Origin of the sequence: Cellulomonas sp. APG4 (assembly GCF_009996735.1) — a bacterium.
GTDB lineage: Bacteria > Actinomycetota > Actinomycetes > Actinomycetales > Cellulomonadaceae > Actinotalea.
Genome location: NZ_JAACYI010000012.1, coordinates 79,526 through 102,398 on the forward strand (window position 1 = coordinate 79,526; position 22,873 = coordinate 102,398).

Consider the following 22,873-nt stretch of genomic DNA (forward strand, 5'->3'; position numbering starts at 1 on the left):
GGCGAGGCGTCCTCGTCACGCTAGCGCGCGCAGCGGTGGCGGGCACGGTGGGAGCGCGGACCTCGGGAATGGGAGACCGGGTGCGCGGCGTTCTGGACCTCATGAGCGTTCTGCACGCCCGGGCCCGGCCAGCCTCCACGGGCCGCCCCGCACCCTCCACGCGTCCCGCGGGCCGCAGCACCGTGGTCCCGGGACGTGGGGGCGCACGCGGCGGGCTAGTCTCGACCCCGATGAGCGAGGACACCCAGCGGGCCCCCGAGGCCGAGGACGCGGCGGCCCGGACCGCGAGGTTCGAGGCCGAGGCGCTGGTCTACGTCGACCAGCTGTACTCCGCCGCGCTCCGGATGACCCGGAACCCGACCGACGCCGAGGACCTGGTCCAGGAGACCTTCGCCAAGGCGTTCGCGGCCTTCCACCAGTACCGGCCCGGGACGAACCTCAAGGCGTGGCTCTACCGCATCCTGACGAACACGTTCATCAACACCTATCGCAAGAAGCAGCGTGAGCCGCTCCAGTCGTCCGCCGAGGACGTCGAGGACTGGCAGGAGGCGCGGGCCGCGTCGCACACCTCGCGCGGGCTCCGCTCGGCCGAGACCGAGGCGCTCGACAACCTGCCCGACTCGGACGTGAAGGAGGCGCTGCAGTCGATCGGCGAGGACTTCCGGCTCGCGGTCTACCTCGCCGACGTCGAGGGCTTCGCCTACAAGGAGATCGCCGAGATCATGGGCACGCCCATCGGGACGGTGATGTCGCGCCTGCACCGGGGACGCCACCAGCTGCGCGAGCTGCTCGCGGAGTACGCACGCGACCGGGGCCTCGTGAGGACGCCGTCGGGCACGGGGGAGGGGCAGTGATGGGCGAGAGCCACGACGAGGTCGACTGCTCGAAGGCGCTGGCCCGGCTGTTCGAGTTCCTCGACGCCGAGATCGGCGAGGCCGAGGGGGACCGCATCCGTCAGCACCTCGCCGACTGCGAGCCGTGCCTGGGCGAGTTCGACGCCGGAGACCACCTCAAGCGGCTCGTGCGGCGCTCGTGCTCCGAGCCCGCGCCGGCCGAGCTGCACGTGCGGATCCGTCAGCAGATCACCGTGCTGCGTCGCGAGGTCGACCTGGGCTGAGCCGTCCGGCTCACCGTCACGCCCGGGACGGGGGGCGGTGGGCACGCTCGGCGCCCACCGCCGACCCCCGGCTCAGGCGTTGGGGCGCTTGCCGTGGTTGGCGGCGCTGCCCTTGCGAGAACGGCGCTTGCGACCGCGCTTGCTCATGGTGACTCCTCTACGACAGGCCGATCGGCCGATCAGCGGCGTCCATGGTCCCATATCCGCGGCACGGACCCGACCTCGAGGGCTCAAGTCCGCGCGCCCGTCTCCCGATCAGACAGGTGTGACCCAGCAGCCTCCCCAGTCCGTGATCCCGCTCCTGCACGCCCTCGCGAGCTCGGGTGGCTCGGACCTGCACTGCAAGGTGGGCTCGGCCCCCCGGCTGCGGGTCGACGGCCGCCTGCGCCGGCTCCAGGTGCCCGACCTCACCCCCGCCGACACGCGCCACATGGTGTCCGAGGTGCTCCCCGAGAAGCTGGTGCAGCACTTCGAGGACCACCACGAGGCGGACTTCGCGTACTCGCTGAGCGGCGTGGGGCGCTTCCGTGTCAACGCCTTCCAGGCCCGTGGCACCCTGGGCATGGTGTTCCGCCGCGTCGCGGTCGGTGCCCAGACGCTCGCCGAGCTGTCGCTGCCCGAGGTGGTCGGCGAGCTCGCGCTCGAGCCGCGCGGCCTCGTGCTGGTGACGGGTCCCACGGGTTCGGGCAAGACGACGACGCTCGCGTCGATGGTCGACCTCATCAACACCTACAAGGAGGTCAACGTCGTCACGATCGAGGACCCGATCGAGATCCTCCACCACGACAAGAAGGCGATCGTCTCCCAGCGCGAGGTGGGGCACGACACCGACGACTTCACGACGGCTCTGCGTGCCGCGATGCGTCAGGACCCGGACGTGATCCTCGTCGGCGAGATGCGCGACGTCGAGACCGTGCGTGCCGCGCTCTCGGCCGCCGAGACCGGGCACCTCGTGCTGTCGACCCTGCACACGATCGACGCGCAGGAGACGATCAACCGCATCGTCGACTTCTTCCCCCCGCACGAGCAGAAGCAGGTGCGGCACGCGCTCTCCCAGGCCCTGCGCGGCGTCGTCTCGCAGCGCCTGGTGCGCAAGCAGGACGGCTCGGGTCGCTCCGCCGTGATCGAGGTGCTCGTCAACACCGGGCGCACGGCCGAGGCGATCGTGGACCCCTACAACGCGCCGCCGCTGCTCGACCTGATCAAGGACGGCGAGTACTACAAGATGCAGACCTTCGACCAGCACCTGTTCCGGCTGGTCCAGGAGGGTGTCGTCTCGTACGAGGACGCGTGCACGGTCGCGAGCAACCCGCAGGACCTCACGGTCGAGCTGCGCGGTGCGGGCGTCCTGGCCTGAGCCGGGACGCCGGGCGCGTCACACGCCGTCGTCGGGCAGGCCCAGCCAGCGGTGCCAGCCCGCGTGCAGCACGAGCCAGGCCATGAGGCCGTAGCCGGCCTGCCCCGGCGTGCGCCCGTCGCCCGCGGCCAGGTCGGCGCGCCACTGCTCGTGGCGCTCGAGGGGGGCGAACGTCTCGACGTAGGGGATGCGACGGCGCAGCGAGACGTCGGCGAACGCCGAGGAGAGCTCCGCCGTGCGGTCGGCGTCGGCATCGTCGCCCGGGGGCGGGCCGACGACGAACGTGGGGATGCGACGCTGCTCGGCCACGTCGAGCACGTTGGCGAGGTTGAGCCGGCTCCGCGCGAGCGAGACCCCCGCGGTGAGGTCGGCGCGTCCGAGCGCCACGACCAGGTGGTCGGAGCCGTCGCCCGCGAGGCGCCGCCCGACCTCGTCCTCCCAGCGGGCGGAGAGCGCCGTCGTGGTCTCACCGGGCACGGCCAGCGGCAGGAAGGTGGGCGGGGGGTCGAGCGGGGTGCGCGCGGCCACGCGGCCCAGCCACCCGAGCCCCTTGGGGTCACCCACCCCCGCGACCAGCTCGTCGCCGACCACGCAGATGCGTACCGGGCGGTCCGCCACCCGTCCTCCCCTCGTCGTCCTGCCGCCAGTCTGGCGGACGGCGTGCCGTGGGTGGCGACGACGCGCGGGGGAGGGCGGGTGGTCAGTCGGACAGGCCGAGGTGCTCGTGGTGCGAGCGCGGTCCGGGTCGGTGTCCCAGGCCGTCGCCGCGCACCGTGCGGGCGACGGCCGCGCCGAGGGTCACGAGTGCCACGAGGGACGCGAGGACCAGCAGGACGGTGAGAGTGCTCATGGCAGAAAGTGTCCTCACGTCGATAGTCCGCCACGACTGGCAGAACGGACATCCTCCGTCGACTTCCGGCCAACCGCGTGGCACCATCGGCGCATGCTCCGCACCGTGGCCGCCGTCGTGCTCCCGCACGTCGCCCCCTTCGAGCTGGGCGTCGTGTGCGAGATCTTCGGCATCGACCGCAGCGACACCGGCGGCCCCGTGTTCGACCTCACGCTCTGCACCCCGACACCCGGCCGGGTGCCCACCAAGCTCGGCATGGAGCTCGTGGTGGACGCCCCGCTCGAGTCCGCCGCGGGGGTGGACCTGGTGGTCGTCCCGGCCTACGGCGACGACCGCGACGTGCCGGACACGGTGCTCGAGCTGCTGCGTGCCGCCGAGCAGCGCGGCGCGTGGGTGATGAGCGTCTGCTCAGGGGCGTTCGCGCTCGGGCGCGCCGGCCTGCTGGACGGTCGCCGCTGCACGACGCACTGGATGTACACCGAGGAGCTCGCAGCCCGCTTCCCGACCGCCCGGGTGGACCCCTCGGTGCTGTACGTCGACGACCGCCGGGTGATCACGAGCGCCGGCACGGCCGCGGGGATCGACGCCGGGCTGCACCTGGTGCGGCGTGAGCTGGGAGCTGCGGCGGCGGCGGTGATCGCCCGACGCATGGTGGTCCCGCCCCACAGGGACGGCGGTCAGGCCCAGTACATCGACACGCCGCTGCCCGAGGGGGACGGGGCCGGCGAGCTCGAACCCGTGCTGGCGTGGGCGCTCGAGCACCTCGACACCGAGCTCACCGTGCCGCGCCTCGCCCGACGCGCGCAGATGTCCGAGCGCACGTTCGCGCGGAGGTTCCGCGCGACCACGGGGACGACCCCGGCGGGCTGGGTCGCCCGGCAGCGGCTCCAGCGGGCGCAGGAGCTCCTCGAGGGCAGCGACATGCCCGTCGAGGAGGTCGCCCGGCGCGCGGGCTTCGGTGCCTCAGCCGCGCTGCGGCACCACTTCGCGCGCACGCTCGGGACGAGCCCTCAGGCCTACCGGCGCGCGTTCCGCGATCCACGCCCCGCCTGAGCGGTCCGGGCGTGGACGGGATCAGCGGCGGAAGGCCTCCTCGACCAGCTGTCGCTGCTCGACGGCGTGCGTCTTGCTCGAGCCCGTGGCGGGCGAGGCGGCCGCCGGGCGCGACACCCGGCGCAGCTCACGGCCCAGAGCCTCGGCCAGGTGGAGCCGGACGAACGACCACGCCCCCTGGTTGGCGGGCTCGTCCTGGACCCACACGAGCTCGGCGTCGCCGAACGGCTCGAGAGCCGCGCGCACGTCGTCGATCTCGAGCGGGTACAGCTGCTCCAGACGCACGATCGCCGTCCGGCGGTCGTCCGCCTTCGCGCGGTGGGCCAGCAGGTCGTAGTAGACCTTGCCCGAGCACAGCAGCACCCGGTCCACCTGCGCGGCGGCCTGCGGGTCCTGCGTCGCGAACGGGTCGGCGAGCACCGGACGGAACGTGCCGGAGGTGAAGTCCTCGACCGACGACGCGGCCGCCTTGAGGCGGAGCATCGACTTGGGCGTCGCGACCACGAGCGGGCGCCGTGGACGCGCGTACGCCTGCCGGCGCAGCAGGTGGAAGTACGACGCCGGCGTGCTGGGCACGGCGACCGTCATGTTGTCCTCGGCGCACAGCTGCAGGAAGCGCTCGACCCTGGCGGACGAGTGGTCCGGGCCCTGGCCCTCGTAGCCGTGCGGGAGGAGCAGGACGACCGACGAGCGCTGGCCCCACTTCTGCTCGGCGGAGCTCACGAACTCGTCGATGATCGTCTGGGCGCCGTTGACGAAGTCCCCGAACTGCGCCTCCCACAGCACGAGGGCGTCGGGGCGCTCGACCGAGTACCCGTACTCGAAGCCCATGGCGGCGAACTCGGACAGCGAGGAGTCGTAGACCCAGAACTTCGCCTGGTCGCTCGAGAGGTACGACAAGGGCGTCCACTCCGAGCCCGTGTCACGGTCGTGCAGCACAGCGTGCCGCTGCACGAACGTCCCACGGCGCGAGTCCTGGCCCGCGAGCCGCACGGGCGTGCCCTCGAGGAGCAACGACCCGAAGGCCAGCAGCTCGCCGAAGCCCCAGTCGATCCCGCCCTCGCGCGACATCTGCTCGCGCTTGCCGAGCAGCTGCTCGAGCTTGGGATGGACCGTGAACCCTGCCGGCGGGCGGACGTGCGCGCGGCCGATCCGGTGCAGGACCTCGGGGTCCACCGCGGTGCGCCAGCCGACCATGATCCCGGCGTCCTCGAGCTGCGACTCGGGCTTCTCGAGGCCCGCGATGGGCTCGCTCTCGGGCGAGGGCGGGGTGTACGCGCCGTCGCGCGTCTCGGTGAAGACGCGCTCGAGCTGGGCCTGGTAGTCCTGGAGCACCTGGGCGGCCTCGTCGACCGTGATGTCGCCACGGCTCACGAGGGCCTCGGTGTAGAGCTTGCGCGCCGAGCGCTTCGCCTCGATGAGGTTGTACATGAGGGGCTGCGTCATCGAGGGGTCGTCGCCCTCGTTGTGACCGCGGCGGCGGTAGCAGATCATGTCGATGATCACGTCGCGGTCGAACTGCTCGCGGAACTCGAACGCGAGCTCGGCGACCCGCACGCACGCCTCCGGGTCGTCGCCATTGACGTGGAAGATCGGGACCTGCAGCCCCTTGGCGACGTCCGTGCAGTAGTGCGTCGAGCGCGACGACGACGGCCCGGTGGTGAAGCCCACCTGGTTGTTCACGATCACGTGCACCGTGCCGCCCGTGCGGTACCCGCGCAGCTGCGCGAGGTTGAGGGTCTCGACCACGACGCCCTGGCCCGCGAAGGCCGCGTCGCCGTGGATGAGGATCGGCAGCACCGAGAAGCCGTCGCCGCCCAGGTCGATCCTGTCCTGCTTGGCCCGCACGATCCCCTCGAGCACCGGGTCGACGGCCTCGAGGTGCGACGGGTTCGCCGCGAGGTAGACCTGCGTGGTCGCGCCGCTCTCGGCCGTGAAGGTGCCCTCGGTGCCGAGGTGGTACTTCACGTCGCCCGAACCCTGCACGCTCTTGGGGTCCTGGTTGCCCTCGAACTCGGCGAAGATCTGCGCGTAGCTCTTGCCCGCGAGGTTGGCCAGCACGTTGAGGCGTCCGCGGTGGGACATGCCGATGCAGACCTCGTCCAGGCCGCCCTGCGCGGCCTTCGACAGCACGGCGTCGAGCAGCGGGATGAGGGCCTCGCCGCCCTCGAGCGAGAAGCGCTTCTGGCCCACGAACTTGGTCTGGAGGAAGGTCTCGAACGCCTCGGCCGCGTTGAGGCGACGAAGGATCCGCAGCTGGTCCTCGCGCGGCGTGCGGGCGTAGCCCGACTCGAGCCGCTCCTGGAGCCAGCGTCGCTGGCGAGGGTCCTGCAGGTGCATGTACTCGACGCCGATGGTGCGGCAGTACGAGTCGCGCAGCAGACCCAGGATCTCGCGCAGGCGTGCCTTGGGCTTGCCCGTGAAGCCCGCCGTGGGGAACACCCGGTCCAGGTCCCACAGCGTGAGCCCGTGGTTCTGGATGTCGAGGTCCGGGTGCTTGCGCTGGCGGTAGGCGAGCGGGTCCGTCTCCGCCATCAGGTGACCGCGCGAGCGGTAGGCGTGGATGAGCTCGGCGATGCGGGCCGGCTTCGCGGCCTCGGTGTCGGCGTCCACGGTGTTGTCCCGGACCCAGCGCACGGGCTCGTAGGGCACACGCATCGCCGTGAACACGCGGTCGTAGAAGCCGCCCTCGCCCAGCAGCTTGGCGCTCACGATGCGCAGGAAGTCGCCCGACTGCGCGCCCTGGATGATGCGGTGGTCGTACGTCGAGGTGAGCGTGAGCACCTTCGAGATGCCCAGGCGGGCGAGCTGCTCGTCCGACGCGCCCTGGAACTCGGCGGGGTAGTCCATCGCGCCGACGCCGATGATCGTCCCCTGGCCGGCCATGAGACGAGGCACCGAGTGCACGGTGCCGATCGTGCCCGGGTTGGTCAGCGTGATCGTGGTGCCCGCGAAGTCGTCCGCGGTGAGCTTGCCTGCGCGCGCCCGGCGCACCAGCTCCTCGTACGCGGCCACGAACTGGCCGAAGTCCATGGCGTCGGCGTTCTTGATGCTCGGCACGAGCAGCTGACGCGTGCCGTCGGGCTTCGCCAGGTCGATCGCGAGGCCGAAGTTGACCCCGGCGGGCTGCACCACCGCGGGCTTGCCGTCGACGAGCGTGTAGCCCGCGTTCATGGCGGGCATGTCCGCGAGTGCCTCGACCACGGCGTAGCCGATGAGGTGCGTGAACGAGACCTTGCCGCCGCGTGTGCGCACCAGGTGGTTGTTGATCACGATCCGGTTGTCGACCATGAGCTTGGCCGGCACCGCCCGGACCGACGTCGCCGTCGGGACCTCGAGGCTCGCCTCCATGTTGGTCACGACGCGTGCCGCCGGGCCGCGGAGCTTCTCGACCACGGGCTCGCTGCGGTCCGCCGAGGTCTCGATGCGCGCCTTCGGCATCTCGGCGTACGGCGCGGTCGCCGGCTGCGCGGCGGCCTCGGGCGCAGTGACGGCCGCGTCGGCGTCGGGCTCACGCGGGGTGCGCGGTGTCGCCTGCGCGGCCGAGCGGCGCGCCTGGGCCTCGGGCGCCGGGCGCTCGTCGGGCGAGGTGGGGGGAGTGGTGGGCGTGCCGGCGCGAGGAGGCTCGGGCTCGGAGCGACGGCTCGGGGGGCCGTCAGCCGCCGTGGTCTCCGTTCCCGCCGTCCGGGAGCCGGCGGGTGCCGTCGACGTCTGGTCGGTGCGCGCACCCGAGCCCGCGGCCCGGGCGCCGTCACCGTTGGTGGAGCCGGGCTCGCCGGGCCGGTAGTCCTCGAAGAACTCCCACCAGGCCGGGTCGACGGACTGCTTGTCGGTCAGGTACTGCTCGTACAGCTCGTCCACCAGCCACTGGTTGGCACCGAACTGCGACGCTGCGTCCGGATCAGCCTTCTGGGACACGCCAGGTTCGCCCACTTCCACCACGGGACCTCTGGCCGTTGCGCACGGCCCTTCTTGTGCTTCCACCCTAGGCCACCGGGGGGCATGACACGTCCGGGGGAGCGGTCCGCCCGGCCGTCGTCGGGTGATCTTCGCCGCCCGTGCAGGGAGCGCGTACGGGCGCGGCAATGGCAGGGCAAACCGCGGGGGCCCACGGCAAAGACGGCGTCAGCGAGGCCCGGTGCGACGTGGTCAGGTGATGTCGCGGCGGAACGTCGTGAGCCGACCGATCGCGGCGAACACCACGGCGTACCCGACGAGCACGAGCAGGCCCTGCCACCACTCGAGCAGCTCGACCGCGCCCATCGACGCGAAGACGCTCGAGCCGACGACGGCCTCGGCCGCGGCGCCGGGGAGGTACGACGCGATCTCACGGCCCCAGTCCTGCGTGCCCAGGAAGATCCGCACGAGCGGCTCGACGAGCTGGTTGTAGGCGAGGATCACGACGATCGCGCCGACCTGGTGGGTGAGCACCGTCCCGAAGCCGACGCCGACCAGGGTCCAGACGGTGAGGGCCACGACCGAGAACGCGAGCCCGCGCTGCACCTCGGCATCGCCCAGCATCGCCTCGCCGCCGGTCAGCTCGAGGAGCGCGGCGCCGCCCCCCACGGTGGAGGCGGTCCCCACCAGGCCGAAGAGGAGGCCCACCGGGACCGCCGCCACGAGCTTGGCGGAGATGAGCAGGGAACGCCGCGGCTCGGCGAGGAGCGTCGGCGTGATCGTCATGTGCCGGAACTCACCCGTGACCGAGAGTGCACCGACGATCACCGGGAAGACGTAGCCGAAGCCCGCCGCGATCGAGTAGACGCCCAGGGCGGTCGCGACGGGGTCGCTGGGCGCACCCGCAGGCGCGCCCATGCCTCCCTCGTCGACGGGGATCGTGGCGCTGAAGCCGATCGCGGCGGCGAAGAAGGCCATCAGCACGGCCATGGACAGCAGGAGCACCCACCACAGCCGGGTGGTGACGAGCTTGCGGTACTCGGTGCGCAGCGCGGTGATCATGCCGCCACCTCACCCTCGGTCGCGGCGTGGCGGCCCTGGGGCGCACCGCCTGACGACGTGAGCCCCAGGAAGATGTCCTCGAGCCCGACGTCCCGCGTCGCGAGCTCGTGGAGCTCGACCCCCGCGGCGAAGGCCGCTGCGCCGATCGCGGCCGCGGGCATGTCGCGCAGCTCCGCGCTCGCACCCGTGCCCGCGGGGGAGGCGACGACGGCCTCGGCCTGGTCGGGCCACCGCTCGGCGACCAGCCGCCGCAGGCCGGCGTCGTCGGGGGAGGTGACCCGCACCGTGCGCTCCGCGAGCGCCGCGAGGTCCGCGAGGGAAGAGGCGTGCGCGAGCCGACCCCGCGCGATGATCACGACGTCGTCGACGGTCTGCTGGACCTCGGACAGCACGTGGCTCGAGACGAGCACGGTGCGTCCCTCGGCCGCGAGGTGGCGCAGGAACCCGCGCAGCCAGGCGATGCCCTCGGGGTCGAGGCCGTTCGCGGGCTCGTCGAGGATGAGGACGCGCGGGTCCCCGAGCAAGGTGGTCGCGAGGCCGAGACGCTGGCGCATGCCGAGCGAGAAGCCCCCCACCCGGCGCCCGGCGACCCCCGCGAGGCCCACGATCTCGAGAACCTCGTCGCACCGTGCGTCGGTCACGCCCACCTGCGGTGCGTAGACGCGCAGGTGGTCGCGAGCGGTACGGCCCGGGTGGAAGCTCGCGGCCTCGAGCGCCGCACCCACGGTGGAGGCGGGGCGCTCGAGCTCGGCGTAGCGCCGCCCGCCGATGGTCGCCGTGCCCGCGGAGGGGCGGACGAGGCCCAGCAGCATGCGCAGGGTCGTCGTCTTGCCCGCGCCGTTGGGGCCGAGGAAGCCGGTCACGCGGCCGGGGCCGACGGTGAACGACAGGTCCTCGACGGCCCGGACGGGCCCGAACGACTTGGACAGGTTCCGGACGGCGATCACGCCCTCGCCCGACGGGTCGAGGCCCGGGGGGACGGCGTCCGCGGCGGTGGTCTGCGTGGTCACGCGTCCACCGTAGTGGTGCGGGGGCGGCCCGCGGGCAGGGTCACACGCATCGTGCAGCCCTCGGGGGTGTCGGCCACGTGGACGCGTCCGCCGTGCAGCTCGACCGCCCACCGGACGATCGACAGGCCCAGGCCCGTGCCTCCCGTGCTCGCCTGCCCGGTCTGGGCGGGTGCGTTCCCGCGTTGGAAGCGGTCGAACACGCGATGCCGCAGCTCGGGCGGGATGCCCGGCCCCTCGTCGATGACGTCGAGCAGCACCGACGCCCCCGCCCGGCGTGCCTCGAGGCGCACCTCACCGCCGTCCGGGGAGTGCCGTACGGCGTTCTGCAGCAGGTTCGTGACCACCTGGTGCAGGCGCTCGGAGTCCGCGGGGACCGTGAGGTCGGTGGGCTCGGTGGCGACGTGCACCGTGAGGCCCTTCTCCGCGAGCAGGGGCTGTGCCGCGGTCGCGGCCTCGTGCAGGAACCCGCCCAGCGGCAGGTCCCGGATCTCGAGGCCCACGGCCCCGGCCTCGATCCGAGAGAGGTCGAGGAGGTAGGTGACGAGCCGTCCGAGGCGTTCGGTCTGGCTCAGCGCGGCCTCGAGCGCGGCCTCGTCGGGCTCCGTCACGCCGTCGACCATGTTCTCGAGCTGTGCCCTGAGCGCCGCGACGGGTGTACGCAGCTCGTGCGAGACGTTCGCGACCATCTCGCGTCGCAGCGTGTCGACCTGCTCGAGGTCCTCGGCCATCGTGTTGAAGGCCTGCGCGAGCTGGCCCACCTCGTCGCGGCTCGTCGCGCGCACCCGCTGCGAGTAGTCACCGCTCGCCATGGAGCGGGCCGCGGCCGTCATCTCCCGCAGGGGCGACGTCATGCCGCGTGCGAGGACCTGCACCATCACGACGCCCACGACGATCGCGAGCGGGAGCGTGCGGCTCGGGCCGAGCTCGTTGTACAGCCCGATCCAGGTGACGAAGGCCGCGATCGTCACGGTCGCCGTGACGAGGATGCCGAGCTTGATCTTGATGGAGGAGAACCGGTCGAGCGGGCGCACGTCCGGCAGGCGGCCCGCGTGACGCGGGGTGCTCATCAGCCCGCGGTGGGCTCGAACGCGTACCCGACACCGTGGACGGTGCGGATGAGGTCCGGCCCCAGCTTGCGGCGCAGTGCCTTGACGTGCGAGTCCACGGTGCGGGTGCCGCTCGCGTCGACCCAGTCCCAGACCTCCGCGAGCAGCTTCTCGCGGGTGAGCACGGTGCGCGGGCTCAGCGCGAGGGTGACCAGCAGGTCGAACTCGGTGGGCGTGAGGTGGACCTCCTCGCCGCCGCGCGAGACACGCCTCTGGTCCCGGTCGATCACGACGTCGCCCGCCGTGATCGCAGGCTCCGACGCGGGCCCCGCGCCCATCTGGGCCGCACGCTCGACCCGGCGCAGCAGCGCCTTGGTGCGCGCGAGCAGCTCGCGCATCGAGAAGGGCTTTGTCATGTAGTCGTCGGCGCCCACGCCGAGCCCGACGAGCATGTCGGTCTCGTCGTCACGCGCCGTGAGCATGAGCACCGGGACGGGGCGCTCGGCCTGGATGCGACGGCACACCTCGAGGCCGTCGATGCCCGGGAGCATCACGTCGAGCACCACGACGTCGGGGCTGAGCCGGGTCGCGGCCTCGACCCCCGCCAGACCGTCGGCCGCCACCTCGACGCGCCAGCCCTCGGCGGCCATGCGTCGGGCGATCGCCGTCGCGATCGCCGGCTCGTCCTCGACGACGAGCACCGTCACGCCACGTCCCGCACCTGCACCGGGCCCCGCGGGCCCCGCCTTCTGCGCTGCCATGGCCTCAGCCTGGCACAGGCTCCCGACGGCGCGGGGGACCCCTGCGGGTGCGCCCTCCCGAGACGTCACGGGCGTGCGCGACGGGGCTGGGGACGGCCGGTGCGGCTTCGGCGCGCTCGGATATGCTCGGCGACGATGAGCTCAAGTACCGGCCGGCGCCGCCGACGTGGCGCCGGCTCGCCCCAGGACCGGCCGTGCTGACGGACTGGCTGCTGGTCACCTTCGGTGTCCTGCTCACCGCGGGCACCGCGATCTTCGTCGCCGCCGAGTTCGCCCTCGTCACGCTCGACCCGGGCCTCGTGGAGCGCCAGGTCGCGCAGCGGCCCGGACGCCGCTCACGCTCGCTGCGGCTCGCGCTCGCGCGGCTGTCCACCCAGCTCTCGGGTGCGCAGGTGGGCATCACGCTGACGACCGTGCTGCTCGGCTACACCACGCAGCCGGCCATCGCGCGCCTGCTCGAGGGATGGGTCGCCGGCGGCGCGCTCGGCGCGGTCGCGACGACCGTCGCGACCGTCGGCTCGCTGCTGCTCGTCAACGGGTTCTCGATGCTCTTCGGCGAGCTCGTGCCGAAGAACCTGGCGTTGAGCCGGCCGCTGCCCACCGCGCTCGCGGTCGCCCCCGTGCAGCGTGGCTTCACCACGGCGCTGCACCCCGTGATCCGCGTGCTCAACGACAGCGCGAACGGTCTGCTGCGTCGTGTGGGCGTGGAGCCCCGCGAGGAGCTCTCGGGCGGGCGGTCCCCGCAGGAGCTCGCCGCCCTCGTGCGGCGATCGGCCCAGGCGGGGACGCTCGACGTCGGCACCGCGACGCTCCTGACGAACTCGATCGAGCTCGAGACGCTCACGGCCGTGGACGTGATGACCGACCGCACCCGGCTCGAGGTGGTCCGGCGTGACGACACGGCCGCCGACGTCGTCGCCCGCGCCCGGGCGACCGGGCACTCGCGGTTTCCCGTCATCGACGCGTCGCACGACGACGTCGTCGGGCTCGTGCACGTGCGACGCGCGGTCGCGGTGCCCTACGACCGGCGCGACGAGGTGCCGGCCGCGGCGCTGATGGACCCGGCGCCGCGCGTCCCGGAGACCGTGCGCGTGGGACCGCTGCTGGTCGAGCTGCGCGGCCACGGCATGCAGATGGCGGTCGTCGTCGACGAGTACGGCGGGACCGCGGGCGTGGTCACGCTCGAGGACGTGGTCGAGGAGCTCGTGGGGGAGGTGTCCGACGAGCACGACCCGCGCCGCGTGGGTGTGCACCGTGTGGCCGACGGCTCCTGGAGCGCGCCCGGCCTGCTGCGTCCGGACGAGCTCGTGGCGGCGACCGGTCTGGTGGTGCCGGACGACGGCGCCTACGAGACCCTCGGCGGGCTCCTGATGGCGACGCTGGGCCGGCTCCCCGTCACGGGGGACGTCGTCCGCGTGCCTGGTGCCGAGCTGCGGGTCGAGCAGATGGACGGGCGGCGGGTGGACCGGCTCCGCGTGCGCGCGCTGACCACGGACGGTGGGTCGTGACCAGCGGCGCCGCTCTCGTGCTGGCGGTCGTGCTGCTCGGGCTCAACGCGTTCTTCGTGGGCGCCGAGTTCGCGATCATCTCCGCGCGGCGCTCGTCGATCGAGCCGCTCGCCGCGACGGGGTCGCGCCGTGCCCGCACGGTGCTGTGGGCGATGGAGCACGTCTCGCTCATGCTCGCGTGCGCGCAGCTGGGCATCACGGTGTGCTCGACGTCCCTCGGCGTGGTCGCGGAACCGGCGATCGCGCACCTGGTCGAGGGACCGCTCGTCGCCGCAGGGCTTCCTGCCGGGTTCGCCCACCCGGTCGCGTTCGTCGTCGCGCTCGCGCTCGTCGTGTACCTGCACGTGGTGCTCGGGGAGATGGTGCCCAAGAACCTCGCCGTGTCTGGACCGGACCGCGCCGCGCTGTGGTTCGGTCCACCGCTGGTGTGGGTCGCACGTGGTGTCAGTCCGCTGATCACGGCGCTCAACTGGGCCGCCAACCACGTGCTCCGCGCCTTCGGCGTCGAGCCGAAGGACGAGGTGGCGTCGACCTTCACGGCCGAGGAGGTCCACTCGATCGTCGAGCGCTCGCGCGCGGAGGGGCTTCTCGAGGACGCTCACGGCCTGCTGACGGGTGCACTCGAGTTCAGCGACCGCACGGCTGGCGACGTCATGGTCGCGACCGCCGACCTCGTGGGCCTTCCCCGGGGGTGCACGCCCGACGACCTCGAGCGCCTCGTCGCACGCACGGGGTTCAGTCGCTTCCCGGTGCTCGACGACGACGGCGTCCCCGTGGGCTACCTGCACCTCAAGGACGTCCTGTACGCAGGGCCGTCCGAGCGCGACCTCCCCGTGCCGTCCTGGCGAGTCCGGGCCCTCGCACGCGTGGCCCCGGGGGACGAGGTCGAGGCCGCGTTGACGGCGATGCAGCGCACGGGGGCGCACCTCGCGACCGTGGGGAGCACGGACTCCTCGGCCGATCGGGTGATCGGCGTGGTCTTCCTCGAGGACATCCTCGAGGAGCTGGTCGGCGAGGTGCGCGACGCGATGCAGCGAGGTCAGCTGGGGCACGCTGGCCCCGCCGCCCCAGGTGTGTGACGTGTCCCACGGACAGGGGACCTAGGGCCGCTTGGTTCTCGGTCGCGGACCCGTTACTGTTTCGTAACCGCCTGGTCGTCGCCCCCCGTGCAGGACGTGACACGGACCAGGAGGGTGCGCTCCCATCTCGGGAGCGTCCTCGTGCCCGGCCTCAGCGTCGGGCACGTGCGCGCACGGGCGCAGCCAGGTGTCGTCGAGTGCGTGCAGGCCCCTCGGGGTCGGCAGGCGGAGGTGTTGTGGAGTCTCAGCCGTCGAGGTCCCGCCGTCCGTCGGCGACCTCACGACGCGAGATGCGACGCTCGGCGCGCAACGAGCCTCGGCCACCGTCCTTCCTCGCGACATGGGTGCCGCGCGTGAGCGTCCTGGCCGCCCTCGGTGCCGCGACGATCGCGGTGCCCGTCGTGGACGCCGCGACCGACGAGGGGTCCGGCCCCACGAGCGCTGCGGTGGCGCTCGGCCCCACGGCCTTCGACGTGCTCTCCGCCCCGGTCGACCTGAGCGCGCCGACGTCGATGCTGGCCCCGGCCCCGCAGGTGCAGCGCGTCGAGGTGGTCAGCCGCTCGTTCGACCGCGACCCTCTGCCGGGGTGTTCGGGCGAGGGCGTCACGGGTGGCGAGAACGGCCGCATCCCGGCGGACCAGCTGTGCGAGCTGTGGACGCCGGGGCAGAGCCTGCGCGGCGACGCCGCCGTCGCGCTCGCCGAGCTCAACCGCAGCTTCGAGGCCGCCTTCGGACGCAACCTCTGCATCACGGACTCCTACCGCTCGCTGTCCGCGCAGTACTCGGTCGCCGCACGCAAGCCGGGCCTCGCGGCCCGTCCCGGCAGCAGCAACCACGGCTGGGGCCTCGCGATCGACCTCTGCTCGAACGAGACCCGCAGCTCGGCCGTCATGGACTGGCTGTACTCGAACGGCCCGGCGTACGGCTGGGACAACCCGGACTGGGCGCGCCCCGGCGGATCGGGCCCGCGCGAGGAGTGGCACTGGGAGTACGAGCCCGGGACCATGGCGATGGGCACCGACTACTCGCGCTGAGCGGCTGCCTGCGCGTCCGGCCGTTCCCGACCCTTGTCCGCCCGGCGGCCGCTCGCGGAACCAGCCGGCTGACGGGCCGCCCCCACGGTCCGCCCCTCGGGCGACGGCCCGGGCCCAGGGTGGACCTCAGGCCAGCAACGTCGCGCCCCACCGCACGGTGTGCTCGGCACCCGGGGCCAGGTGCACGAGCCGGTCGCCCGTACGGAACGCGTCGGCGATGCAGCTCATCGGCTCGGCCGCCACGCCCGTGCGCCGGTAGTCGACCGCGCTGATGTGGTCGCCCGTGCACACCTGCCAGGTGTCCATCGACCCGTCCATCCAGATCGCCGCGGTGCGGCCGTCCGCGCCCGTCAGGCGTGCCCACGACAGGCCGTCGGCGTCCCGCAGCACGTCGACGAACGCGTCGTCGAGGTCGAGGCCGCGCGCGGTGCGCGGCTCGCGGAGGTCGTACTGGCCGCGCACGGGCTCGGTCCCCGTGGGGAGGAGGCGCTCGTCGACCGTCACCCGCGTGGCCGCGTCGAGGCTGAACGTGCAGTCGTCGAGCGAGCCCGGGCCCGGAGAGAGCCACGGGTGGAAGCCCACGCCGTAGGGCGCGGTGCTGCGGCCCAGGTTGCGCGCGGTCGTGACGACCTCGAGGCCCTGGTCGGAGAGGCTGTACGTGACGCGCAGCAGCACGTCGAACGGGTAACCGGGGCTCGGCGCGAGCCGTACGGCCAGCCGCACGGACGACGCCGTCCTGTCCTCGACCTGCCACCGGAGCCACATGGCCAGGCCGTGCAGCGCCGTCCCGCGCTCGGGCTCGCTGACGTCGACCTGCAGCTCGACGCCGTCCCAGGTGTAGCGGCCGTCGCGCAGCCGGTTGGGCCAGGGCGCGAGCACGGCGCCGTGCCCGGCCGGGGCCACCTCGTCGGCGCCGAACGGGGTCACGACGTCGCGACCGTCGACCTCGTAGGCGCGCAGCTTGGCACCGACGTCCGTCACGACGGCGTGGTGCGCGCCGTGTCGGATCTCGACCTGCTGCCCCGACAGGGGAGCGGCGGACGTGCTGACGAGCTGAGGGGTGGCCGCTGAGGCGTCGGTACTGGTCACGTCCCCACGCTAGCCCAGCCGCCGGCGCAGGGGACCAGGACGTCCGGCTCTCCGGTCAGGCGGTGCCCTCCAGCTGGTCGGCGAGCGAGCGCAGCTCGTCGGCCATCGCGTCGAGCGCGGTGCGGACGGCGCCGTCCGTGCTCTCGGCCACGCGTGCGAGCTCGGCCTCCGCATCGGCGAGCGCGTTGCGGGCGTCCTCGACGGCCTGGTCGGCGCGCGGTCCGGCCTCGGCCTGGGCGTCCTCGAGGGCTGTACGGGCCTGGTCGACGGCCTCGCCCGCACCCGCGAGGGCCTCCTCCGCCTGGCGACGGGTCTCGGCGTCGATGCCTGCGTCCTGGACCGCCTGCTCGAGATCGTCGGCCGCCGCGCGGGCGTCGTCCACGCCCTGCTCGACCTGCTCGCGCAGACCGGCCAGGTCCTCGCGGCTCTCGGCGTCGCACGCCGTGAGCACGAGCACGGCCGCGAAGACCACAGGGACGAGTCGGGTGCGGGTCATGAGGGCTCCTCGAGGTCGGGGACCGGGTCTCGTCCCCAGTCTGCCCTGCCCCGCCGACGGCGCCGTCCCGCGCTGGCGGATCCTCCTCGAGCCTCGCCGAGCCGCGTGCCCCGCGGCTCGGCCGCTGCATCAGCGAGAGTGGTCCGATACCAGGGACGACAGCGGCCCGGCGCCCCGAGGGGCACCGGGCCGGGGGTGGGCCCGCCCGCGCGACCGGGCGGGCCCACCGAGCGGTCAGGGGGCGTCCACAGCCTCCTGGGCGGACTGCTCCGCCTCGCCTGCCGCCGTGCGCCGTGAGCGCACGTCCTGCAGCGACGTCCCGTAGTACGCCGCGGTCATGAGGTCCTTCATGTCGTCGAGCATCGGCATGCGCGGGTTGGCCGGCGCGCACTGGTCCTCGTAGGAGCGCATCGCGAGGTCGTCGAGCTTGCCGATGAAGGCGTGCTCGGCGACACCCTGCGCGGCGAACGAGGCCGGGATGCCGACGGCGTCGCGCAGCTGCTCGATCGCCCGGGCGTAGGACTCGACTCCCTCGGCGGGGGTCGAGGCCGGGAGCCCGAGCGTCTTGGCGATCTCCTGGAAGCGCTCGGGGGCCACGTAGTGCTCGTACTTGGGCCAGCTCGTGAGCTTGGTCGGGACCGTGCCGTTGTAGCGGATGACGTGCGGCAGCAGCGTCGCGTTGGTCCGGCCGTGTACCAGGTGGAACGTCGAGCCGATGGTGTGCGCCATCGCGTGCACGATCCCGAGGAACGCGTTGCCGAACGCCATGCCCGCGATCGTGCCCGCGTTGTGCATCTTCTCGCGGGCGGCGACGGCGGTCTCGCCACCCTTCACCGAGGCCTCGAGGTTCTCGAAGATCAGCCGGATGGCGTGCAGCGCCATGCCGTCGGTGAAGTCGTTGGCGTAGACCGACACGTAGGCCTCGGTCGCGTGCGTGAGGGCGTCGAAGCCCGAGTCGGCGGCGAGCGACGCGGGCATCTTGCCCGTGAGCGCCGGGTCGATGATCGCGACGGTCGGCGTCAGGGCGTAGTCCGCGAGCGGGTACTTGACGCCCGTCTTCTCGTCCGTGATCACCGCGAACGGCGTGACCTCGGCACCCGTGCCCGACGTCGTCGGGATGCACACGAGCTTGGCCTTGTCACCCAGCGTCGGGAACTTGAACGCGCGCTTGCGGACGTCGAAGAACTTCTCGCGCATGTCCGCGAACACCACCTCGGGGTGCTCGTAGCGCAGCCACATGACCTTGGCCGCGTCCATGGGCGAGCCGCCGCCGAGCGCGATGATCGTGTCGGGGTTGAACTCGCGCATGAGCTCGGCGCCCTTGTCGACCGACGCGATGGACGGCTCGGGCTCGATGTTGTCGATGATCTGCAGCGCGATCTTCTCGGGCCGGCGGCCGAGCACGTCGAGCACCTTGTCGACGAAGCCCAGCTTGGTCATCGTCGCGTCGGTCACGATGGTGACGCGGTGCACGTCGGGCATGTCCTCGAGGTAGCGGATCGCGTTGGGCTCGAAGTAGGTCTTGCCCGGCACCTTGAACCACTGGAGGTTGTTGTTGCGCCGGCCGATCCGCTTGATGTTCACCAGGTTGACCGCCGAGACGTTGTTCGAGACCGAGTTCGCCCCGTAGCTGCCGCAGCCCAGGGTGAGGGAGGGGATGAAGGCGTTGTAGATGTTGCCGATGCCGCCCAGCGAGGCGGGGGAGTTCCAGATCACGCGGATCGCCTTGACGCGGCCGCCGAACTCCTCGGCGAGCGCGGCGTCCTCGGTGTGGATGGCGGCGCTGTGGCCGAGGCCGTCGAACTCGACCATCTGCTCGGCGAGCTGGATGCCCTGCTCGCGGGTCTCGGCGCGCAGGACGGCGAGCACGGGGCACAGCTTCTCGCGCGTGAGGGGCTCACCCGGGCCCACGTGGTCCACCTCGGCCAGGATGATCGAGGTCTCCTCGGGCACCGAGAAGCCGGCCTGCTCGGCGATCCACTGCGGGCTCTGGCCGACGACGGACGCGTTGAGCTTGGCGCCGCCGCAGTTCGCGCTCTGAGCCTCGACGCCGAAGATGAAGCGCTCGAGCTTGGCCTTCTCCTCGGGCGAGACGCGGTACGCGTGGAGCGCGTCGAACTCGACCATGGCCGCGTCGTAGATGGCGGCGTCGAGGATGACGGCCTGCTCGGACGCGCAGACCATGCCGTTGTCGAAGGCCTTCGACAGCACGACGTCGTTGACGGCGCGCTTGAGCTTGGCGGTGCCCTCGATGTACGCGGGCACGTTGCCCGCACCGACGCCGAGGGCCGGCTTGCCGCACGAGTAGGCGGCCTTGACCATCGCGTTCCCGCCCGTGGCGAGGATGAGCGCGACGCCCGGGTGGTTCATCAGCTCGTTGGTGGCGCTGATCGAGGGCTGGGTGACCCACTGGACGCAGTGCTCGGGGGCACCCGCGGCGACGGCGGCGTCACGCACGATGCGTGCCGCGGCGACCGACGACTCCTGGGCCGAGGGGTGGAACGCGAAGACGATCGGGTTGCGCGTCTTGAGCGCGATGAGCGCCTTGAAGATCGCGGTCGAGGTGGGGTTGGTGACGGGCGTGATGCCCGCGACGACGCCCACGGGCTCGGCGATCTCGACGATGCCGTGCAGCTCGTCGCGCCCGATCACGCCGACGGTCTTGAGGTCGCGCATCGAGTGCGTCACGTGCTCGCACGCGAAGATGTTCTTGACGGCCTTGTCCTCGAACACCCCGCGGCGCGTCTCCGCGACCGCGAGCTTGGCGAGCTCGCCGTGCTGGTTGAGGGCCGCTACCGACGCCTTGCGGACGATCTGGTCGACGTCGGCCTGGGTGTAGGTCGCGTACGCCGCCAGCGCCTTCTGCGCGTTGGCGACGAGGTCGTCGATCTCGGCGTTGCGTGCCGGGGCCTCCGGCGCCGGTACGTCGACCGCGGTCGTGGTGGGTGTGCTCGTCCTGCTGCGTGCGCTCACGGGATGCTCCCGATCATCTGGCTGGTGAGTGGTGGAGGATCCCCTTTGACCCGTCTCCGACGCTAGGTGCCCGCGCTGCGCCGATCGTGTGTCCAAGGTCCCGAGATGGATCCTCGTCGAGAGGTCTGGCACTCGCCCCATGAGAGTGCTAATACTGGAGCTGTAGCCGCCCGGGGGCCCGCAGACCTCCGGGTCAGCGCCCGGTGCGCCGGACGGTCCGGTGCACCCGCTCGAGGAGGTGAGGAGCGTGGCTACTCGTTTCGACCCCTTCGTGGACACCGCCCGCTGGATGGACCAGCTCCTGACGCCCATGCGCGAGGCGGCGGCGGCCCAGCCGGGCATGCCGATGGACCTCTACCGTGCGGGCGACCACTACGTGCTGCACGTCGACCTGCCCGGGGCGGACCCCGGCAGCGTCGACGTCGACGTCGAGGACCGCACCCTGACGATCCGCGCGCAGCGCACCCCGCGCGAGGACGCGGACGTCCAGTGGCTCGCGCGCGAGCGCTCGACCGGCACCTACGTGCGTCAGCTCACCCTCGGGCGCGGGCTCGCGCTCGACCGCATCGAGGCGGGCTACGCCGACGGCGTCCTGACCCTCACCATCCCGGTCGCGGAAGAGGCCAAGCCGCGCCGGATCGAGGTGCAGCACGCCTCGGGCACCGCAGGGGTGCCCACCGCGATCGGTTCGGGCGAGCAGCCCGCGCCGTCGTCGACGTCGGGCTGAGCCCGGACCGGCGTCATCCCTGGTCGGGCCGGGCGGCGAGACGCCGCCCGGCCTCGACCACGAGGTGGCGCGGCATCGCGAGGTTGAGGCGCACCCACCCCGCCCACGGCGCGCCGCACGCCGCGCCGTCGACGGTCACGAGGCCGGTGGCCTCGCGCAACCTGCGCGCGAGGCCACCGGCCTCGTCGTGCCCGCGGGCGACGAGAGGGTGGCGCGACAGGTCGAGCCACGCCAGGTAGGTCCCCTCGGGCGGGACGTAGCCCACGGCGGAGCCGGCGAGCTCTGTGGCGAGCGCGTGCCGGTGCGCGTCGAGCTGCGCGAGAAGGGCGTCGAGCCAGTCGCGTGCGTGGTCGTAGGCGGCCGTCGCGGCGATCGCACCGAGGGTGGACGCACCCTCGACCAGCAGGTGGTCGCGCGCGTGCCAGCGGCGCACGTCGTGCGGGGCTGTGAGCACCACCTGCGCGCACTTGAGACCCGCGAGGTTCCATGCCTTCGAGGCCGACGTCGCGGTGAGCGTGTGCGCGGCGGTCGTGGGGGACAGCGAGGCGTAGGGCACGTGCCGCGCACCAGGGAGCACCAGGGGCGCATGGATCTCGTCGGCGAAGACGCGGCCGCCGTGCCGGTCCACCACCTGCGCCACGGCCTCGAGCTCGGCGTGCGACATCACGCGGCCCGTCGGGTTGTGTGGGTTCACGAGCACCAGCAGGTGACCGCCCGCGGCGAACGCCTCGTCGAGCGCGTCGAGGTCGAGCACGAACCGCCCACCGTCGCGGACCATCGGGACCTCGAGCACCTCGCGGCCCCACGCACGTGGCGCGTCCCGGAAGGGCATGTACGCCGGCGTCGGCAGGATCACCGGCGAGCCCGGCCGTGAGGTGAGCTCGATCGCGATGCGCAGGGCGTTCAGCACGTCACCCACGGGCCGCACCTGCTCGGGCGCGACGTCCCAGCCGTAGCGGTCGCGGTGCCACGTGGCGCAGGCACGCGCCATCTCGGTCCGCACCGCGGGCGGGAGGTAGCCGAGCATCGGACGGTCGACGGCCTCGTGCAGCGCCCGTGCGACCACCTCGGGCGGGCGCACGTCGGCCTCCGCGACCCAGGCGGCGACGTCGCCGTCGGCGCCGGTCCACTTGAGGCTGCCGCGTGCGCGCAGCTCGTCGGCGTCGGCCGTGCCGAACGGGTCGGCCGTCCCGTACGGGCCGGGCTCGCGCGCCGGGCCGGCCGGGCCCGTGGACGACGACGGGGCGGTCGGTCGCGTCACCATGGGTGCACGCTACCGACCGCCCCGCAGGCCCGGGGGTGGGTCAGCTGACGTCGCCGCGCCAGGCGCCGGTCTCGACGCCCCGCGACTCGATGAACTCCTTGAACTTCGCCAGGTCCTTCTTCACCTGCGCGTCGTCGACGCCTACCGCCGCGCCGACCTTCTCGACGAGCGACTCGGTCTCCCAGTCGATCTGGACCATGACGCGGGTGGTGGTGTCGCTGAGCCGGTGGAACGTCACGACGCCGGCATGGGTCTTGCCGTCGGTGCTGCGCCACGCGACCCGCTCGTCGGGGTGCTGCTCGACGATCTCGGCGTCGAACTCGCGCTCGACCCCGGCGATCGAGGTCTTCCAGTGCGTGAGCGTGTCCGAGAGCTGGGTGATCTGCTCGACCCCGCCCATGAACTGGGGGAACGTCTCGAACTGCGTCCACTGGTCGTACGCCGTGCTGAGCGGGACGTCGACGTCGATCGACTGCTCGATGGTGGGCATGCCTACCTCCTCGTGGGGTCTGCGACGCGGTCCGCTGGTCGCGGAGCCGCGGGCTCCTCG

Annotated in this window: 21 protein-coding genes; 8 read left to right on the forward strand and 13 right to left on the reverse strand. The window is 72.9% G+C overall.

Annotated features, from left to right (window positions below; translation table 11 throughout):
• Positions 1-101 precede the first annotated feature (101 nt).
• Together GXB85_RS10520 and rsrA are read left to right on the forward strand one after the other, a co-directional pair.
• On the forward strand, positions 102-854 hold the full coding sequence (locus GXB85_RS10520) for a sigma-70 family RNA polymerase sigma factor (protein ID WP_161917608.1): 753 nt from the start codon (positions 102-104) through the stop codon (positions 852-854).
• On the forward strand, positions 854-1,117 hold the full coding sequence (rsrA, locus tag GXB85_RS10525; RefSeq protein WP_161917609.1) for a mycothiol system anti-sigma-R factor: 264 nt from the start codon (positions 854-856) through the stop codon (positions 1,115-1,117). Before GXB85_RS10520 ends, rsrA begins: the two co-directional genes overlap by 1 nt.
• Positions 1,118-1,189: 72 nt before the next feature.
• On the opposite strand, the gene GXB85_RS18855 is transcribed toward rsrA, so the two are convergent.
• The gene (locus GXB85_RS18855; RefSeq protein ID WP_156968370.1) at positions 1,190-1,264 is read right to left on the reverse strand and encodes a 50S ribosomal protein bL37; all 75 of its coding nucleotides are present in this window, start codon (positions 1,262-1,264) and stop codon (positions 1,190-1,192) included.
• Positions 1,265-1,382: 118 nt separating this feature from the next.
• Here GXB85_RS18855 and GXB85_RS10530 point away from each other — a divergent pair, with 118 nt between their 5' ends.
• On the forward strand, positions 1,383-2,474 hold the full coding sequence (locus GXB85_RS10530) for a type IV pilus twitching motility protein PilT (RefSeq protein WP_370524159.1): 1,092 nt from the start codon (positions 1,383-1,385) through the stop codon (positions 2,472-2,474).
• An 18-nt stretch (positions 2,475-2,492) separates the two neighbouring features.
• Here GXB85_RS10530 and GXB85_RS10535 read toward each other — a convergent pair whose 3' ends face one another.
• Together GXB85_RS10535 and GXB85_RS17835 are read right to left on the reverse strand one after the other, a co-directional pair.
• The gene (locus GXB85_RS10535; RefSeq protein WP_161917611.1) at positions 2,493-3,092 is read right to left on the reverse strand and encodes a GDSL-type esterase/lipase family protein; all 600 of its coding nucleotides are present in this window, start codon (positions 3,090-3,092) and stop codon (positions 2,493-2,495) included.
• Positions 3,093-3,174: 82 nt separating this feature from the next.
• Positions 3,175-3,324 (reverse strand): hypothetical protein, encoded by a 150-nt coding sequence (locus GXB85_RS17835; RefSeq protein ID WP_202627825.1) that lies wholly within the window; start codon positions 3,322-3,324, stop codon positions 3,175-3,177.
• A 93-nt stretch (positions 3,325-3,417) separates the two neighbouring features.
• Here GXB85_RS17835 and GXB85_RS10540 point away from each other — a divergent pair, with 93 nt between their 5' ends.
• Positions 3,418-4,377 (forward strand): GlxA family transcriptional regulator, encoded by a 960-nt coding sequence (locus tag GXB85_RS10540; protein WP_161917612.1) that lies wholly within the window; start codon positions 3,418-3,420, stop codon positions 4,375-4,377.
• A 21-nt stretch (positions 4,378-4,398) separates the two neighbouring features.
• On the opposite strand, the gene GXB85_RS10545 is transcribed toward GXB85_RS10540, so the two are convergent.
• The 5 genes from GXB85_RS10545 to GXB85_RS10565 all read right to left on the reverse strand — a co-directional run bounded on the left by GXB85_RS10545 (position 4,399) and on the right by GXB85_RS10565 (position 12,153).
• Positions 4,399-8,295, reverse strand: a complete 3,897-nt coding sequence (locus GXB85_RS10545) for a multifunctional oxoglutarate decarboxylase/oxoglutarate dehydrogenase thiamine pyrophosphate-binding subunit/dihydrolipoyllysine-residue succinyltransferase subunit (RefSeq protein ID WP_161917613.1) — start codon at positions 8,293-8,295, stop codon at positions 4,399-4,401.
• A 231-nt stretch (positions 8,296-8,526) separates the two neighbouring features.
• Positions 8,527-9,336 carry an ABC transporter permease gene (locus GXB85_RS10550; RefSeq protein WP_161917614.1) on the reverse strand — a complete coding sequence of 270 codons (810 nt, stop codon included), beginning with the start codon at positions 9,334-9,336 and terminating at the stop codon, positions 8,527-8,529.
• Complete coding sequence (locus tag GXB85_RS10555) at positions 9,333-10,283, reverse strand: ABC transporter ATP-binding protein (RefSeq protein WP_161917639.1); 951 nt, start codon at positions 10,281-10,283, stop codon at positions 9,333-9,335. Before GXB85_RS10555 ends, GXB85_RS10550 begins: the two co-directional genes overlap by 4 nt.
• Before the next feature lie 59 nt (positions 10,284-10,342).
• The gene (locus GXB85_RS10560) at positions 10,343-11,413 is read right to left on the reverse strand and encodes an ATP-binding protein (protein ID WP_161917615.1); all 1,071 of its coding nucleotides are present in this window, start codon (positions 11,411-11,413) and stop codon (positions 10,343-10,345) included.
• Positions 11,413-12,153, reverse strand: a complete 741-nt coding sequence (locus tag GXB85_RS10565) for a response regulator transcription factor (protein WP_161917616.1) — start codon at positions 12,151-12,153, stop codon at positions 11,413-11,415. The genes GXB85_RS10560 and GXB85_RS10565 overlap by 1 nt, the downstream gene beginning before the upstream one ends.
• A 194-nt stretch (positions 12,154-12,347) precedes the next feature.
• Here GXB85_RS10565 and GXB85_RS10570 point away from each other — a divergent pair, with 194 nt between their 5' ends.
• From GXB85_RS10570 to GXB85_RS10580, 3 genes are all read left to right on the forward strand, one after another.
• The gene (locus GXB85_RS10570; RefSeq protein ID WP_370524160.1) at positions 12,348-13,661 is read left to right on the forward strand and encodes a hemolysin family protein; all 1,314 of its coding nucleotides are present in this window, start codon (positions 12,348-12,350) and stop codon (positions 13,659-13,661) included.
• Positions 13,658-14,740 (forward strand): hemolysin family protein, encoded by a 1,083-nt coding sequence (locus tag GXB85_RS10575; protein WP_161917617.1) that lies wholly within the window; start codon positions 13,658-13,660, stop codon positions 14,738-14,740. The genes GXB85_RS10570 and GXB85_RS10575 overlap by 4 nt, the downstream gene beginning before the upstream one ends.
• A gap of 353 nt (positions 14,741-15,093) precedes the next feature.
• Positions 15,094-15,774: a M15 family metallopeptidase gene (locus GXB85_RS10580; protein ID WP_161917618.1), complete on the forward strand. Its 681-nt coding sequence runs from the start codon at positions 15,094-15,096 to the stop codon at positions 15,772-15,774.
• Between the two features lie 126 nt (positions 15,775-15,900).
• On the opposite strand, the gene GXB85_RS10585 is transcribed toward GXB85_RS10580, so the two are convergent.
• The 3 genes from GXB85_RS10585 to adhE all read right to left on the reverse strand — a co-directional run bounded on the left by GXB85_RS10585 (position 15,901) and on the right by adhE (position 20,332).
• Positions 15,901-16,863, reverse strand: coding sequence for an aldose 1-epimerase family protein (locus tag GXB85_RS10585; RefSeq protein WP_370524161.1), 963 nt, complete (start codon positions 16,861-16,863; stop codon positions 15,901-15,903).
• Between the two features lie 55 nt (positions 16,864-16,918).
• Complete coding sequence (locus GXB85_RS10590) at positions 16,919-17,359, reverse strand: hypothetical protein (RefSeq protein ID WP_161917619.1); 441 nt, start codon at positions 17,357-17,359, stop codon at positions 16,919-16,921.
• Positions 17,360-17,593: 234 nt separating this feature from the next.
• Positions 17,594-20,332, reverse strand: a complete 2,739-nt coding sequence (gene adhE / locus GXB85_RS10595; protein WP_370524162.1) for a bifunctional acetaldehyde-CoA/alcohol dehydrogenase — start codon at positions 20,330-20,332, stop codon at positions 17,594-17,596.
• 247 nt (positions 20,333-20,579) lie between these two features.
• On the opposite strand from adhE, the gene GXB85_RS10600 reads away from it, so the two are divergent.
• Positions 20,580-21,059: an Hsp20/alpha crystallin family protein gene (locus GXB85_RS10600; RefSeq protein WP_161917620.1), complete on the forward strand. Its 480-nt coding sequence runs from the start codon at positions 20,580-20,582 to the stop codon at positions 21,057-21,059.
• 13 nt (positions 21,060-21,072) lie between these two features.
• Here the strand turns inward: GXB85_RS10600 and GXB85_RS10605 are convergent, their stop codons facing one another.
• Together GXB85_RS10605 and GXB85_RS10610 are read right to left on the reverse strand one after the other, a co-directional pair.
• Positions 21,073-22,323, reverse strand: coding sequence for a MalY/PatB family protein (locus tag GXB85_RS10605; RefSeq protein WP_161917621.1), 1,251 nt, complete (start codon positions 22,321-22,323; stop codon positions 21,073-21,075).
• 40 nt (positions 22,324-22,363) lie between these two features.
• The gene (locus GXB85_RS10610) at positions 22,364-22,813 is read right to left on the reverse strand and encodes an SRPBCC family protein (RefSeq protein ID WP_161917622.1); all 450 of its coding nucleotides are present in this window, start codon (positions 22,811-22,813) and stop codon (positions 22,364-22,366) included.
• Positions 22,814-22,873 lie beyond the last annotated feature (60 nt).

Bases quoted from the DNA above. Each gene is read 5' to 3' on its own strand.
- GXB85_RS10520 (WP_161917608.1), top strand. From the start codon at position 102: ATGAGCGTTCTGCACGCCCGGGCCCGGCCAGCCTCCACGGGCCGCCCC.
- rsrA (WP_161917609.1), top strand. From the start codon at position 854: ATGGGCGAGAGCCACGACGAGGTCGACTGCTCGAAGGCGCTGGCCCGG.
- GXB85_RS17835 (WP_202627825.1), bottom strand. From the start codon at position 3,324: ATGAGCACTCTCACCGTCCTGCTGGTCCTCGCGTCCCTCGTGGCACTC.
- GXB85_RS10540 (WP_161917612.1), top strand. From the start codon at position 3,418: ATGCTCCGCACCGTGGCCGCCGTCGTGCTCCCGCACGTCGCCCCCTTC.
- GXB85_RS10550 (WP_161917614.1), bottom strand. From the start codon at position 9,336: ATGATCACCGCGCTGCGCACCGAGTACCGCAAGCTCGTCACCACCCGG.
- GXB85_RS10560 (WP_161917615.1), bottom strand. From the start codon at position 11,413: ATGAGCACCCCGCGTCACGCGGGCCGCCTGCCGGACGTGCGCCCGCTC.
- GXB85_RS10565 (WP_161917616.1), bottom strand. From the start codon at position 12,153: ATGGCAGCGCAGAAGGCGGGGCCCGCGGGGCCCGGTGCAGGTGCGGGA.
- GXB85_RS10590 (WP_161917619.1), bottom strand. From the start codon at position 17,359: ATGACCCGCACCCGACTCGTCCCTGTGGTCTTCGCGGCCGTGCTCGTG.
- GXB85_RS10605 (WP_161917621.1), bottom strand. From the start codon at position 22,323: ATGGTGACGCGACCGACCGCCCCGTCGTCGTCCACGGGCCCGGCCGGC.
- GXB85_RS10610 (WP_161917622.1), bottom strand. From the start codon at position 22,813: ATGCCCACCATCGAGCAGTCGATCGACGTCGACGTCCCGCTCAGCACG.